The organism is Pseudomonas xanthosomatis (assembly GCF_019139835.1).
Lineage (GTDB): Bacteria > Pseudomonadota > Gammaproteobacteria > Pseudomonadales > Pseudomonadaceae > Aquipseudomonas > Aquipseudomonas fakonensis.
Window position 1 is genome coordinate 2,185,508 of sequence record NZ_CP077075.1, and the last position, 14,211, is coordinate 2,199,718.

The following is a 14,211-nucleotide window of genomic DNA, read 5'->3' on the forward strand; positions in this document are numbered from 1 at the left end:
ATCTAATTTCTCAACTCTTTTCATCTTCGGCCATGGCCGAAGCTTCCCTGACAGGATGTTCCTCTCATGGCGATGTTGGCGCGTTTCGCATTGCTTGCCCTCGCGGCCCTGCTGGCAGCCTGCTCCGGCCGTGCGCCGGCCCCGGCACCGGTCTACCCCCCTGTTACTTTCAATCAGCAGCCTGCATCGCCGGTGGCCGAAGACGTATTGTTCCGCGCCATCGGCCTGGTCGGCACGCCGTACCGCTGGGGTGGCAACACGCCGGACTCAGGTTTTGATTGCAGTGGCCTGATCGGCTATGTGTACCGTGATGCAGCCGGTATCAGCCTGCCACGCACCACCCGCGACATGATCGTCATGCGTGCCCCCAACGTCGACATCAATGCCCTGCAGTCGGGTGACCTGGTGTTCTTCGCCACCAATGGCGGCGGGCAGGTCAGCCATGCGGGTATCTATGTGGGCGAAGGGCGCTTCGTGCATGCGCCGTCCACTGGCGGCACGGTGCGCCTGGACTACCTGTCCAACAGCTACTGGGCCAAAGCCTACCTGCAAGCCAAGCGGGTACTGCCGCCAGGGCATCTGGCACAAAACCCCTGAGCGGCCTTAAATAGATACCTCCAGCCCACGACGGCGTTGACAACAATGGATCCTTCATCTCGCCATGAGGGAGCTCGCCGTGAGCAAGCTGCTGCGCACCTTTCAAAAAACCTTCAATTCCCTCGAGCAGGCCCGTCCCTTTGTGCGCCTGATCGACGATTTCATTCGTGACTACCCCGACCCCTTCATGCTGGCCAGTGGGCATGCCGCCGGCATCTTGCGCAAGCATCTGGGCAAGGCGCTGGATCCTCGCTTTGTCTGGTGGCATCAGTTCCATACGGCCAGTAACAGTCCCAGTAGCTTCACAGGTTGGCAACACAATGGGCCGCCTGTGCAGTCGTTGACCTTGACGCAATTGGTGGTGCAGCGATTCGAGCTGTACTTTCAGGAGGCGGTCGACGAGTTGCAGGTGTATGGCGGGTTCTATCGGCAAGGCGCTCAGGCGGCCTCGTTCGATGAGCGCAACGAACTGCGTCTGTTGCCGCGTGATGTGCAGGACGACTTGTGGGCGCTGGATTTTGGCGCCCGCTACCGCGACGCGATCAAGGCGTTCTGGGCCGGGAGCGGGCGGCACTTCAAGGTGCTGGCCAGGCTCAACCTGCTGGGGCAGGCGACTCGCGCCGAGCGGGCAATGCGAATCAGCACCGGCGATCTAGGGCTGATCCGGCAAATGCTGGGTGTCGAGGATGGTAGTGCCCCCCTCACATTGGCCCAACTGCAACGCGATACCGACAATGGCCCACTCACCGTCAGCCGCTATGAGGTTGGCCATGGCAGCCAGCCGTGGTTTTACAGCCTGGCCGCCGCGCACGGCCGCGTGCTGATGTACCTGCCTTGGTCGGCCGAGCCGCTGCGTGGCTTCGATTCCGAACAGGATATGGCCGGTTGGCTGCGCAAGCAGTTGCAGGCCCCCAAGGAGCGGGAAGCCTTCCTTCAGGCCGCTCGGGAAAGCGGTGCCGATCCGGCCCAGGTCAGGCGTATGCGCGACATCCTGCGCAGTATCGCCGACAGCCGCAACGACGAGACGGCTGAGGTACTGCTGAGCTACATGCGCCGCCATCTTGGCGGTAATTTTTTCGTCTACCTGGCCGAGCAGGCCGAGACGCAAATGCACCGCACCGCCGCGCTGATGCTGGACAATGCTGCATTGCGCAAGGCTATGTGGAGCGGCTACCTGTCGGTGTTCCTGAGGGTGTTCGGCAGTTTCGCGCCGCTGGGGTGGCCGATGTCCCTACTGCTGCTGGGTGCCTCCGTCGCGCGGCTAGCGCTGGATGTGGATGCCGCAGCCGATGCCGGCGACCTGAGCGCCCGCCAGGACGCCCTGCGTCGGGCTATGCTCGATACCCTGGGTGCGGCCTTCAGCCTGCTGGACTTAAGTTTTGGCTCCAGCTTCGCCTCGCTGAGTTATCAGGCACCTGCCCACGAGCTGGACGCCTCGCTGCAGCTATGGGATGCGGACTCCGACCCCGACCCCGAGCCGTTGGAAGACCTGGTCAGCAACCAGCTCGATGGCGCAGAGCTGGTCGAGGACGGTATATTCAAGGGGGTCAGTATCCACCAGGATGGCAGTTGCCGGATCAGCCTGGCTGGCTTGTCCTATCGCGTACGCTATAGCAGTGACTTGGCGAGCTGGCTGATAGTGCCAGAAGACAATCCGTTCGCCTTCACGGCACTGCGCCCGGTGCGCTTGAACGCCCAAGGGGAGTGGGAGCTGTTGGCGCCACCGCGGCTGCTGGGTGGCAGTCCGCCGTCAGCAGGCGTACTGCGCAGCCTGCCTTCGCCGTTCTGGGAGCGTTACGTGCAGGTTGATAAGGTCGCCAGCGGCAAACTCTCGGCGCGTGCCCGGGTACGCCAGAAGGCGTTGCTCACAGGCTTGCCGGTGCTGGAGCGTGGGCAGTTGCCGCAGACCGACGAACACGGCGTGCTTTGCATGCTGGTCGATGGCAAACCGGTGTATTCCTACCTGCAGCGGGGGGATGGTTTTCACAACGAACTGGTCGAGTTCTTCACCGATGAGGACTCACAGATCAACAAGGTGCTGCGCTACGGCAGCTACGAACACAGTGACACCGACAGCTACATCGCCAAGCTCGCCGACGCGCTGGAGGCATTGCCCACCAGCAACCGCGCCACCTTGTACCGCGGAGGCAACGCTGCACGCGGTACAGGCGGCGCCGCCTACCGTAACGGCCAGTTGAAGGTCGGTGACCTGCTGATCAATACCGACCTCACCTCGTTTACCGAGAACCCTTTTATTGTTCCTCAGTTTGCTGCCAAGCCATCGACCAGTGCTGGCCAGCACTGGTTGTTCGACGACAGCTCGGTGGTGTTCGAACTGCCCGCCGGGGCGTATCAGGGCGGTACCCCGATCAGCGCGTTCTCTATGTACTGGGAGGAAGCCGAAACCTTGTTTCTGCCTGGGCAGTATTTTCGCATCGAGCAGATCGAGCAATACCATGGCCCTGGCTACCACTTCATCCGTGTACTGCTCAGGCAGGTCTTACGGCCGCTCAGCGGGCCGGCCTACGACCTGCGCACCGGGGCCTTGTTCGACCGCGCGGTGATGCATGAACGGATCAGAACCCCCGCCCTGGCGCAGCGCTTCTTTCCCTAGTGTCCTGTCTCGGAAATACGTTCTCTTTTGGCGAGTGGCTTGGGTGTTCGGCCAAGGCGCCGCGACGAGTCATAGCAGGGCTATGGCAAGGAGTGGCAACGCAGGCCGGGCGCCCAAGACGCTGCCAAAAGTGAACAGCTTATTTCCGAGACAGGACACTAGTGTGGCATTTCTGAAACACCACACTCGTGCCGTTACGCCTGCTTGATCAGCAGTGCCACCCCCGGGAAGTACTGCCCCAGTTCGTTGTGCAACTTGCGGTAGGCATAGGGGAAGTACCAGGCCAGCGCGCAGGCGGTGTGCTTCTGCAGGTCGTCGACCAGGTCCTGCAGTTCCTCGGGGCTGGCGTGCTGGCCGGCTTTCCATGGCGTGACGAACAGCGCGCCGGCCTTCAGCTGGCTGGGGTAGGCGATGCACTTGGCCTGCAGGGCGGTTTCCAAAAGCGCGGTGGCCATGTCCAGGCGGGCGATGCGGGGGCTACGCTGGGCGGCATGCAGGTAGATGCTCGCTTCGCTGCTGCTGATCGACAAGTGGCAGCGTGCGTCACGTTCGCCCTCGTCGCGCTGCTTCTTGCTCAGCGATTGCTCCAATGCAGCCAGCTCGCCCTGCCAGGCCGCAGCGGCCAGCAAGCCGACGTTGGCAGCGGTGCCGTGCCAGTAGGGGGCGTCGTTGTCGCCCTGGAACTGGTTGATACGGTCGATGCAATCGACCCAGCGCTCCAGCGCCGGGCGCAGGAATTCCAGTTGCGGGTTGTTGATGATGAGGCCTTGCATGCTGCGCTCCTTGTGATTGTAATCGAGGTCAGCTCAAATGCTGGCTAAGTGATATCACTGCTTGCAGTGTGGCACAAGCCGGCGGATCGGCCATTGATCCAGGCCAGTAGTGCCTTCGTTCATTGACGCTCCCGGTGCAACCCTCTAACCTTCGCGCGTGTTTCAGGTGCCCTGCGAGCCGCGGTTCGGCGGGGTGAAACTGGGAAGCCGGTGGGCGCCAGCAAGGCGCGATTCCGGCGCTGCCCCCGCAACGGTAAACGAGTCGATGCCGCGCACGGCCACTGGGGTATACCACCCGGGAAGGCGCGCAGGCAGGGCCCATGGCCCACTCGTCAGCCCGGAGACCGGCCTGCAAACTGCCAACGGCATCACGGAGGGTGATGCGCGGAGCGATGTGGCCTGTGCCACGGCCCCTGCGCGTTCTCCGTCTGCCCGCCTTTTACCTGCTGCCATGGCGCGGCAGCCTCGCGGAGACCCCTGATGAGCGAACCCACCGAACGCGACGAACGCCACCTGGCGCGCATGCAGCGCAAGAAGGCGATCATCGACGAGCGCATCGCCAATTCCCCCAACGAATGTGGCCTGCTGCTGGTACTGACCGGCAACGGCAAGGGCAAGAGCAGCTCGGCCTTCGGCATGCTCGCCCGGGCCCTGGGCCATGGCATGCAGTGCGGCGTGGTGCAGTTCATCAAGGGCCGCAACAGCACCGGCGAAGAGCTGTTCTTCCGCCGCTTCCCCGAGCAGGTGCGCTACCACGTGATGGGCGAGGGCTTCACCTGGGAAACCCAGGACCGCCAGCGCGACATCGCCGCCGCCGAAGCCGCCTGGGCGGTGTCGCGCCAGCTGCTGCAGGATGAGTCGGTGCAGTTCGTGGTGCTCGACGAGCTGAACATCGCCCTCAAGCACGGCTACCTCGACCTCGACCAGGTGTTGAGCGATATCCAGGCACGCCCGCCGATGCAGCACGTGATCGTCACCGGCCGTGCGGCCAAGCCCGAAATGATCGAGCTGGCCGACACCGTCACCGAAATGGGCATGCTCAAGCACGCCTTCCAGGCCGGTATCCGCGCGCAAAAGGGCGTGGAACTGTGAGCCAGCCCCGTCACTGCCCCGCAGTGCTGATTGCCGCCCCGGCCTCGGGCCAGGGCAAGACCACCGTCACCGCCGCCCTGGCCCGCCTGCACCGCAACCTCGGGCGCAAGGTGCGGGTGTTCAAGTGCGGCCCGGACTTTCTCGACCCGATGATTCTCGAGCGCGCCAGTGGCGCGCCGGTGTACCAGCTCGACTTGTGGATGATCGGCGCCGACGAGAGCCGCCGGCTGTTGTGGGAAGCTGCGGCGGACGCCGACCTGATCCTGATCGAGGGCGTGATGGGGCTGTTCGATGGCACCCCGTCCAGCGCCGACCTTGCCCGCCACTTCGGCGTGCCGGTGCTGGCAGTAATCGACGGCACCGCCATGGCCCAGACCTTCGGCGCCCTGGCCCTGGGCCTGGCGCATTACCAGCGCGACCTGCCGTTCGCCGGCGTGCTGGCCAACCGGGTCGGCAGCCTGCGCCACGCGCAGTTGCTCGAAGGCAGCCTGACCGAAGGGCTGCGTTGGTACGGCGGGCTGTCCCGCGAGCGCGGCATCGAACTGCCAAGCCGCCACCTGGGCCTTGTGCAGGCCAGCGAGCTGAACGACCTGGACGCACGCCTGGACGCCGCCGCCGAGGCCCTGGGGGCCAGCTGCGATGCCGCATTGCCGCCGCCGGTCAGCTTTGCTGCGCCCACACCGCAAGCGGTTGCCCAGAACCTTGCCGGGGTGCGTATCGGCGTGGCCCGCGACGAAGCGTTCGCCTTCACCTACGGCGCCAACCTGGAGCTGCTGCGCAACCTTGGCGCGCAGCTGCAATTCTTCTCGCCGCTGCACGACCACGAGCTACCAACGGTAGACAGCCTGTACCTGCCCGGCGGCTACCCCGAGCTGCATCACCATGCCCTGGCGGCCAACGCGCCGATGCTCGAAGCCATCCGCGCCCACCACCAGCAGGGCAAGCCGCTGCTGGCTGAATGCGGCGGCATGCTCTACCTGCTCGATGCGCTGACGGATGTGGCCGGCGAACGCGCCGAGCTGCTCGGTTTGCTGCCGGGCGAGGCAACCATGCAGAAGCGCCTGGCGGCTCTGGCGCTGCAGGCGGTCGAGCTGCCCGAAGGCACCCTGCGCGGGCACACCTACCACCACTCGCTGACCACCACCGCGCTGGAGCCCATCGCCCTCGGTCTGAGCCCCAACGGCGGGCGTGGCAACGAGGCGGTCTACCGCCTGGGGCGCCTGACCGCGTCCTACGTGCACTTCTACTTCCCGTCCCACCCAGAAGCGGCGGCGGCGCTGCTGCGGCCATGAGCGAACACGCCTACAGCGCCACAGAGCGCGCGGCCATCTACCGCGCCATCGGCGAGCGTCGCGACATGCGCCACTTCGCCGGCGGCGAAGTGGCCCCCGAGCTGCTCGGCCGCCTGCTGGCCGCCGCACACCAGGCCCCCAGTGTCGGCCTGATGCAGCCCTGGCGCTTCATCCGCATCAGCCAGCGCGAGCTGCGCGGGCGCATCCAGGCGCTGGTCGAGCAAGAGCGGGTGCGCACCGCCGAGGCGCTGGGCGAGCGTTCCGATGAATTCATGAAGCTCAAGGTCGAAGGCATCAACGACTGCGCCGAAGTGCTGGTGGCCGCGTTGATGGACAACCGCGAGCCGCACATCTTCGGCCGCCGCACCCTGCCCGAGATGGACCTCGCCTCGCTGGCCTGCGCCATCCAGAACCTGTGGCTGGCAGCGCGAAGCGAGGGCTTGGGTATGGGCTGGGTGTCACTGTTCGACCCGCAGGCGCTGGCTGAGCTGTTGGGCATGCCGGCCGGGGCCAAACCGGTGGCGGTGCTGTGCCTGGGGCCGGTGAGCGAGTTCTACCCGGCGCCGATGCTGGTGATGGAAAACTGGGCCGAAGAACGGCCCCTGAGCGAAATGCTGTACGAAAACCAATGGGGAGACCGGCCATGAGCGTGGCCCTGCTGACTGTCGCAGGCGTGGCCCTCGACGCCTTGCTGGGCGAGCCCCGGCGCCGCCACCCGCTGGTGGGCTTCGGCAACCTGGCGGCGAACATCGAGCGGCGCCTGAACACCGGTGGCCGCGGCTGGCGCAGCCATGGCGTCAGCGCCTGGTTCATTGCCGTGGTGCCACTGACCCTGCTGGCGCTGCTGCTGTCGTGGCTGCCGTACATCGGCTGGCTGGTGGACGCGCTGGCGCTGTATTGCGCGCTGGGGCTGCGCAGCCTGGGCGAGCATGTAATGCCGGTGGCGCAGGCCCTGCGCCAGGGTGACCTTGAACAGGCACGCAAGCGCGTGGGCTACCTGGTCAGCCGTGAAACCCGCGAACTGGACGAGCCCGCCGTGGCCCGCGCGGCCACCGAGTCGGTGCTGGAAAACGGCAGCGATGCGGTGTTTGCTGCCTTGTTCTGGTTCGTCGTGGCCGGGGCGCCGGGGGTGGTGCTGTACCGCCTGAGCAATACCCTGGATGCTATGTGGGGCTATCGTAACGAACGCTTCGAGCGCTTTGGCTGGTGCGCCGCGCGCATCGACGATGTACTCAATTACATCCCCGCGCGGCTGGTAGCGCTGACCTACGCGCTGCTGGGCAAAACTCGCTTGGCCTGGCGCTGCTGGCACCAACAGGCGCCGCTGTGGGACAGCCCCAACGCCGGCCCGGTGATGGCCGCCGGTGCTGGGGCGCTGGGGGTGGAACTGGGCGGCCCTGCGGTGTACCACGGCGAACTGCACGAGCGCCCGCGCCTGGGCGAGGGGCCAATGGCCGATGCCCAGGCCATCGAGCGCGGCTGGCAGCTGGTGCAGCGCGGCGTCTGGTTGTGGCTGCTGGTGATCTGTGTGGGGGCTTACCTGAATGCTTGAACACGGTGGCCGCCTGTTGCGGGCGGTGAAGCAGTACGGCATCGCCCGGGAAGACTGGCTCGACCTGTCCAGCGGCATTGCGCCGTGGCCGTTCCCGGTCCCGCCGATTGCGCCGGATGCCTGGGCCCGCCTGCCAGAAACCGAAGACGGCCTCGAGCAGGCGGCGCGCCAGTACTACGGCGCCCGTCACCTGCTGGCGGTGGCGGGCTCGCAGGCCGCGATCCAGGCCCTGCCGACGCTGCGCCCGGCCGGGCGGGTCGGGGTGCTCTCGCCCTGTTATGCCGAGCATCCGCAGGCCTGGCAGCGGGGCGGGCATCAGCTGGTCGAACTGGATGAAAGCCAGGTCGATGGCGAGCTTGAGCGCCTTGACGTGCTGGTGCTGGTCAACCCCAACAACCCCACCGGGCAACGGGTGTCGCGTGAGCGCCTGCTGGCCTGGCATGCGCGGTTGGCCGAGCGCGGTGGCTGGTTGCTGGTCGATGAAGCTTTCATGGACAACACCCCGGAACAAAGCGTGGTCGATTGCGCCGAACGCCCGGGGCTGATCGTGCTGCGCTCGTTCGGCAAGTTCTTCGGCCTGGCCGGTGTGCGGTTGGGTTGCGTGGTCGCGCAGCCTGCGCTGTTGCAACGCCTGGCCGATTTGCTCGGGCCCTGGACCGTCAGCGGCCCGGCCCGGGTGCTGGGGCAAAGCTGCTTTGCCGACCGGGCTGCGCACCAGGCCCAGATACAGCGTTGCGCGCAGGCCAGCCAGCGCCTGGCCGGGCTGTTAACCAGCAGCGGCCTGCCACCTGGCGGCGGCTGCGACCTGTTCCAGTACGTGCGTAGTGAAAGCGCTGCCAGGCTGCATGACTTTCTCGCCCGCCGCGGCATCCTCGTGCGCCTGTTCACTCAGCCTGCTGCCGTGCGCCTGGGCCTGCCCGCCTGTGCGGCGGACGAACAGCGCCTGGCCCTGGCCCTGGCCGATTACCAGAAGGAAACGGCATGACCACCCTCATGGTGCAAGGCACCACCTCCGACGCCGGCAAGAGCACCCTGGTGACCGCCCTGTGCCGCTGGCTGCTGCGCCAGGGCATTGCCGTGGTGCCGTTCAAGCCGCAGAACATGGCGCTGAACAGCGCGGTGACCGCCGACGGCGGCGAGATCGGCCGCGCCCAGGCGGTGCAGGCCCAGGCCTGCCGGCTGGCGCCGCACACCGACATGAACCCGGTGCTGCTCAAGCCCAACAGCGACACCGGCGCCCAGGTGATCGTGCATGGCCGTGCGTTCACCAGCATGAACGCGGTGGCTTACCACGGCTACAAAACCATCGCCATGCAGGCGGTGCTGGCTTCCCATGAGCGGTTGAACCGCAGCTATGACGTGGTCATGGTCGAAGGCGCAGGCTCGCCTGCCGAGATCAACCTGCGTGCCGGCGACATCGCCAACATGGGCTTTGCCGAGGCGGTCGACTGCCCGGTGATCCTGGTGGCCGACATCAACCGTGGCGGGGTGTTCGCCCACCTGGTCGGCACCCTCGAGCTGCTTTCGCCGAGCGAGCAGGCGCGGGTGCAGGGTTTTGTCATCAACCGCTTCCGTGGCGACATTTCCCTGCTGCAACCGGGCCTGGACTGGCTGGAGCAGCGCACCGGCAAGCCGGTGCTGGGTGTGCTGCCATTCGTTACCGACCTGCACCTTGAAGCTGAGGACGGCATCGACCGGCGCCAGGGGCAAAAGGGCGAGCGGGTGCTGAAGGTGATCGTCCCGGTGCTGCCGCGTATCAGCAACCACACCGACTTCGACCCGTTGCGCCTGCACCCGCAGGTGGACTTGCAGTTCATCGGCCCGGGCGAGCCGATCCCGCCCGCCGACCTGATCATTTTGCCCGGCTCCAAGAGCGTGCGCGGCGACCTGGCCCAACTGCGAGCCCGTGGCTGGGACACCGCCATCGTCCGGCACCTGCGTTATGGCGGCAAGCTGATCGGCATCTGCGGCGGCCTGCAGATGCTCGGCCGGCAGGTGCACGACCCGCTGGGCCTCGAAGGGCCGGCAGGCGCAAGCGATGGTTTGGGGCTGCTGGACTACGAGACTGTGCTGGAGGCAGAAAAGCAGTTGCGTAACGTTGCCGGCACCTTGGCGCTGGAGCACTCGCCGGTGGCTGGTTATGAAATCCATGCCGGTGTCACCCGAGGCCCCGCGCTCGAACAACCGGCCGTGCAGCTGGCCGATGGCCGCTGCGACGGCGCCATCAGCACCGACGGGCAAATCCTCGCCACTTACCTGCATGGCCTGTTCGAAGGCACCCAGTCGTGCGCCGCGCTGCTGCGCTGGGCGGGGTTGGAAGACGTGCAGCCCGTCGACTACGAGGCCCTGCGCGAGCGCGATATCGAGCGCCTGGCCGACCTGATCGAACAGCACCTGGACACCGAACGCCTGCGCCAGTTGTGTGGGGTCGCCCATGCGTAACCTGATTCTTGGCGGTGCCCGCTCGGGCAAGAGCCGCCTGGCCGAGCAACTGGCGGTGGCCAGTGGCCTTGCGGTCACCTACATCGCCACCAGCGAGCCGCTGGATGGCGAAATGAACGAGCGGGTGCGCCTGCACCGCGAGCGCCGCCCGGCCGACTGGGGCCTGATCGAAGAGCCCCTGGCCCTGGCCGCCGTGCTGCGCGCCGAGGCCGCCGAAGGGCGCTGCCTGCTGGTGGACTGCCTGACCCTGTGGCTGACCAACCTGCTGATGCTCGACGACCCGCAGCGCCTGGCCGCCGAGCGCGACGCGCTGCTCGACTGCCTGGAAACGCTGCCCGGCACCCTCATTCTGGTCAGCAACGAAACCGGCCTGGGCGTGGTGCCCATGGGCGAGCTGACCCGACGATATGTCGATGCCGCCGGCCTGTTGCACCAGGCCGCTGCCGAGCGCTGCCAGCGCGTGGTGCTGACCGTGGCGGGCCTGCCGCTGATGCTCAAGGGCCCTGCGCTGTGAGCAGAATGACTTGGCCACTTCCACATCTAACCGCGATACCGCCTGCCTTTTTCGCATCCCTTCAAGGACCTGCCCAATGACCCAGATGTGGTGGCGTGATGCCTGCCAACCCCTCGACACCGCCGCCATGGACCAAGCCCGCGCCCGTCAGCAACAACTGACCAAACCCGCCGGCTCCCTCGGCCAGCTCGAAGGCCTGGCGATTCGCCTGGCCGGCTTGCAGGGCCGTGAGCGCCCGGCGCTGGAACAGGTCGCCATCACCATCTTTGCCGGTGACCACGGCGTGGTGGCGGAGGGCATCTCGGCTTACCCGCAAGCGGTTACCGGGCAGATGCTGGGCAACTTCGTCAACGGTGGCGCAGCGATCAGCGTGCTGGCGCGCCAACTGGGGGCCACGCTGGAGCTGGTTGACCTCGGCACCATCGACCTGGCCTTGCAACTGCCGGGCGTGCACCACCTGCGCCTGGGCGCCGGCACCGCCAACTTCGCTCGCCAGCCGGCAATGACCGACCCGCAACTGGCCGCCGCCCTGCAGGCCGGCCGTGACAGCGGCCTGCGCGCGGCGGCACAAGGCGCGCAGCTGTTCATCGGCGGCGAGATGGGCATTGGCAACACCACTGCCGCCGCAGCCCTGGCCAGCACCTTGCTGGGTTGCCCGGCGCATGAGCTGAGTGGCCCGGGCACTGGCCTGGACAGTGCCGGTGTGCGGCACAAGGCCGAGGTGATCGAGCGCGCCCTGATACTGCATGGCCTGCGTCCCGACCAGCCGCTACAGGCCCTGGGCTGTGTTGGTGGCTTCGAGATCGCCGCGTTGGCCGGCGCCTACCTGGCCTGTGCCCAGCAGGGCGTCGCGGTGCTGGTGGACGGCTTCATCTGCAGCGTCGCCGCCCTGGTGGCGGTGCGCCTGAACCCCCAGTGCCAGCCTTGGCTACTTTTCGCCCATCAAGGTGCCGAACCTGGCCACAAGGCTTTGCTGGCGGCGCTCGAGGCCGAGCCGTTGCTGGCCCTCGGCCTGCGCCTGGGCGAAGGCAGCGGCGCCGCCCTGGCCGTACCGCTGCTGCGCCTGGCCTGTGCCCTGCACGGGCAGATGGCGACCTTCGCCGAAGCTGCAGTCGCGGACCGCCCGGCATGATCCTCGACCTGCTGCGCCATGGTGAAACCGAACTGGGCGGCGGCCTGCGCGGCAGCCTGGACGATGCCCTGACCGAGCACGGTTGGGTGCAGATGCGCCAGGCCGTTGCCACGGCTGGCCCGTGGGATGTGCTGGTGAGTTCGCCGCTGCAGCGCTGCGGGCTGTTCGCCGATGAGTTGGGCGCGCGCCTGGGTTTGCCGGTGCAGCGCGAGGCCGGGGTGCGCGAGCTGCACTTCGGTGAGTGGGAAGGGTGCAGCGCCGCGCAGATCATGCAAACCCAGCCTGATGCGTTGGGGCAGTTCTGGAATGACCCTTACGCCTTCACCCCGCCTGCCGGCGAGCCGGTGCTGGATTTTGCCGAGCGCGTCTTGGGCAGTATCGCCAGGCTGGCGGGCGAACATGCCGGCAAGCGGGTACTGCTGGTGACCCATGGCGGGGTCATGCGCTTGCTGCTGGCGCGGGCCCGTGGCTTGCCGCGTGAGCAACTGCTGCAGGTCGAGGTCGGTCATGGGGCCTTGGTGCGCTTGAGCGTGGCTGCTGATGGCCAACTGCGCGAGGGCGTTTGAGATGCTGCCGTTCTGGATCGCCTTGCAGTTTCTCAGCAGCGTGCCGGTGAGTTTGCCGGGCATGCCGGCGCCTCGGGAGATGGGGCGTTCGCTGTTGTTCTATCCGCTGGTCGGGCTGTTGTTCGGTTTGCTGCTGTGGTTGGTCAGTTGCCTGTTGCAGGGCGCGCCGGCACCTTTGCATGCGGCTTTGCTGCTGGCGCTGTGGGTGCTGCTCAGTGGCGGCTTGCACCTGGACGGCCTGGCTGACAGTGCCGATGCCTGGGTGGGCGGGTTTGGTGATCGCGAGCGGACCTTGCAGATCATGAAAGACCCGCGTAGCGGGCCGATCGCGGTTGTTACGCTGGTGCTGGTGCTGCTGCTGAAGTTCTGTGCGTTGTGGGTGCTGGTGGAGCGAGGCGCGGGTGGCTGGCTGGTGCTGGCGCCGGTGGTCGGGCGGGCGGCGATGCTTGGGTTGTTTCTTTCTACGCCTTACGTACGGGCCGGTGGCTTGGGGGCGGCGCTGGCTGAGCACTTGCCGCGTCGGGCTGCTGCCTGGGTGCTGGGTGGTTGTGCGTTGGGCTGTTTGCTGCTTGGTGGTTGGGTGGTGATGTTGCTGGTGCTGGGGGTGTTTGCCTGGCTGCGGTTTTTGATGTGCCGGCGGTTGGGGGGGGCTACTGGGGATACGGCTGGGGCGCTGCTGGAATTGTTGGAGTTGGCTGTGGTGGTTGGGCTTGCATTGGGTTGATTGGTGTTTCCCGATTTATATCTTGTGGTAGACGCTGTTGATCTCTTTTAAGTTGTATTAGTTGGTTTTTGAAGTTGTATGCGCATTCATTATTTGTATTGACGCTTATTCACCTTTCCGCCCTTACGGCGGGTTACTTTTTTTCGTGGAAAAAAGTAACCAAAAACCGTGCGCTCCATTCATCCGGCCCCTGCGCTGCGCTCCGGGGTTCCCTCACTCCGGGCTTGCTCCGGGGGTACGCGCCGACGGGCCGTCCCTGGCCCGATCGGCGCTCGACCGGCATCCATGCCGGTCGCCCCCCTACGCAATCCCTGCGTTCGGCCTCCTGAAGTCGCGAAGTTAGTGGTGGCGCCTGGGCTGGCGCAGCTAACCGCTAGTTGCCACCGTGGGAACTCAGGATTGAATCGCGGGGCAAGCCCGCTCCCACGTGGTTCAGCGTGCGCAGTTCTAACGTGGGAGCGGGCTTGCCCCGCGATGGCGTCAGAACAAACAACACATCAACAACAATTAAACCAATATCCCAGCTCTTGATCTGGCTCTTGATCTGGCTCTTGATCTGGCTCTTGATCTTGCTTCTAAGCGCGCAATAGCTCAGGCAACACAAATCGCGACTTCAGGAGGCCGAGCGTAGGGATTGCGTAGGAGGGCGACCGGCATGGATGCCGGTCGAGCGCCGATCGGGCCAGGGACGGCCCGTCGGCGCGTACCTCCGGAGCAAGCCCGGAGCGAGGGAACCCCCGAAGCGCAGCGTAGGGGGCCGGATGATGGGAGCAGGCGGTTTTGCTTACTTTTGCCAAGACAAAAGTAAGCCGCCGTAAGGGCGGAAAGGTGATTAAAAGCCGCTATCGTCAATGAATGCGCATACATCTCCGAAAGCAATCACCATAAAGCCCCGAACCCAAACCCGAATCCC

The 14,211-nt window shown here is 66.2% G+C and carries 13 protein-coding genes and 1 riboswitch; of the genes, 12 read left to right on the forward strand and 1 reads right to left on the reverse strand.

Going from position 1 to position 14,211, the window contains the following annotated elements; translation table 11 throughout:
• Window positions 1-66: 66 nt before the first annotated feature.
• Window positions 67-597, forward strand: a complete 531-nt coding sequence (locus KSS93_RS09765; protein ID WP_217888102.1) for a C40 family peptidase — start codon at window positions 67-69, stop codon at window positions 595-597.
• A 79-nt stretch (window positions 598-676) separates the two neighbouring features.
• Window positions 677-3,211, forward strand: a complete 2,535-nt coding sequence (locus tag KSS93_RS09770) for a dermonecrotic toxin domain-containing protein (RefSeq protein WP_225917324.1) — start codon at window positions 677-679, stop codon at window positions 3,209-3,211.
• Between the two features lie 194 nt (window positions 3,212-3,405).
• On the opposite strand, the gene KSS93_RS09775 is transcribed toward KSS93_RS09770, so the two are convergent.
• The gene (locus KSS93_RS09775; protein WP_217888103.1) at window positions 3,406-3,984 is read right to left on the reverse strand and encodes a hypothetical protein; all 579 of its coding nucleotides are present in this window, start codon (window positions 3,982-3,984) and stop codon (window positions 3,406-3,408) included.
• Between the two features lie 147 nt (window positions 3,985-4,131).
• A riboswitch (cobalamin riboswitch) is annotated at window positions 4,132-4,351 on the forward strand.
• A gap of 113 nt (window positions 4,352-4,464) precedes the next feature.
• Here KSS93_RS09775 and cobO point away from each other — a divergent pair.
• From cobO to KSS93_RS09825, 10 genes are all read left to right on the forward strand, one after another.
• Complete coding sequence (gene cobO, locus KSS93_RS09780; protein WP_217842205.1) at window positions 4,465-5,076, forward strand: cob(I)yrinic acid a,c-diamide adenosyltransferase; 612 nt, start codon at window positions 4,465-4,467, stop codon at window positions 5,074-5,076.
• Window positions 5,073-6,368: a cobyrinic acid a,c-diamide synthase CobB gene (locus KSS93_RS09785; RefSeq protein WP_217888104.1), complete on the forward strand. Its 1,296-nt coding sequence runs from the start codon at window positions 5,073-5,075 to the stop codon at window positions 6,366-6,368. The genes cobO and KSS93_RS09785 overlap by 4 nt, the downstream gene beginning before the upstream one ends.
• On the forward strand, window positions 6,365-7,015 hold the full coding sequence (gene bluB, locus KSS93_RS09790; protein ID WP_217888105.1) for a 5,6-dimethylbenzimidazole synthase: 651 nt from the start codon (window positions 6,365-6,367) through the stop codon (window positions 7,013-7,015). Before KSS93_RS09785 ends, bluB begins: the two co-directional genes overlap by 4 nt.
• Window positions 7,012-7,920, forward strand: coding sequence for an adenosylcobinamide-phosphate synthase CbiB (cbiB, locus tag KSS93_RS09795; RefSeq protein WP_217888106.1), 909 nt, complete (start codon window positions 7,012-7,014; stop codon window positions 7,918-7,920). Before bluB ends, cbiB begins: the two co-directional genes overlap by 4 nt.
• Window positions 7,913-8,905 (forward strand): threonine-phosphate decarboxylase CobD, encoded by a 993-nt coding sequence (gene cobD, locus KSS93_RS09800; protein ID WP_217888107.1) that lies wholly within the window; start codon window positions 7,913-7,915, stop codon window positions 8,903-8,905. The genes cbiB and cobD overlap by 8 nt, the downstream gene beginning before the upstream one ends.
• Complete coding sequence (locus tag KSS93_RS09805) at window positions 8,902-10,362, forward strand: cobyric acid synthase (protein WP_217888108.1); 1,461 nt, start codon at window positions 8,902-8,904, stop codon at window positions 10,360-10,362. The genes cobD and KSS93_RS09805 overlap by 4 nt, the downstream gene beginning before the upstream one ends.
• Window positions 10,355-10,876 (forward strand): bifunctional adenosylcobinamide kinase/adenosylcobinamide-phosphate guanylyltransferase, encoded by a 522-nt coding sequence (cobU, locus tag KSS93_RS09810; protein ID WP_217888109.1) that lies wholly within the window; start codon window positions 10,355-10,357, stop codon window positions 10,874-10,876. Before KSS93_RS09805 ends, cobU begins: the two co-directional genes overlap by 8 nt.
• A 76-nt stretch (window positions 10,877-10,952) precedes the next feature.
• Complete coding sequence (cobT, locus tag KSS93_RS09815; RefSeq protein ID WP_217888110.1) at window positions 10,953-12,008, forward strand: nicotinate-nucleotide--dimethylbenzimidazole phosphoribosyltransferase; 1,056 nt, start codon at window positions 10,953-10,955, stop codon at window positions 12,006-12,008.
• The gene (gene cobC, locus KSS93_RS09820; protein ID WP_217888111.1) at window positions 12,005-12,574 is read left to right on the forward strand and encodes an alpha-ribazole phosphatase family protein; all 570 of its coding nucleotides are present in this window, start codon (window positions 12,005-12,007) and stop codon (window positions 12,572-12,574) included. The genes cobT and cobC overlap by 4 nt, the downstream gene beginning before the upstream one ends.
• Before the next feature lies 1 nt (window position 12,575).
• Window positions 12,576-13,298, forward strand: coding sequence for an adenosylcobinamide-GDP ribazoletransferase (locus KSS93_RS09825; RefSeq protein ID WP_217888112.1), 723 nt, complete (start codon window positions 12,576-12,578; stop codon window positions 13,296-13,298).
• Window positions 13,299-14,211 lie beyond the last annotated feature (913 nt).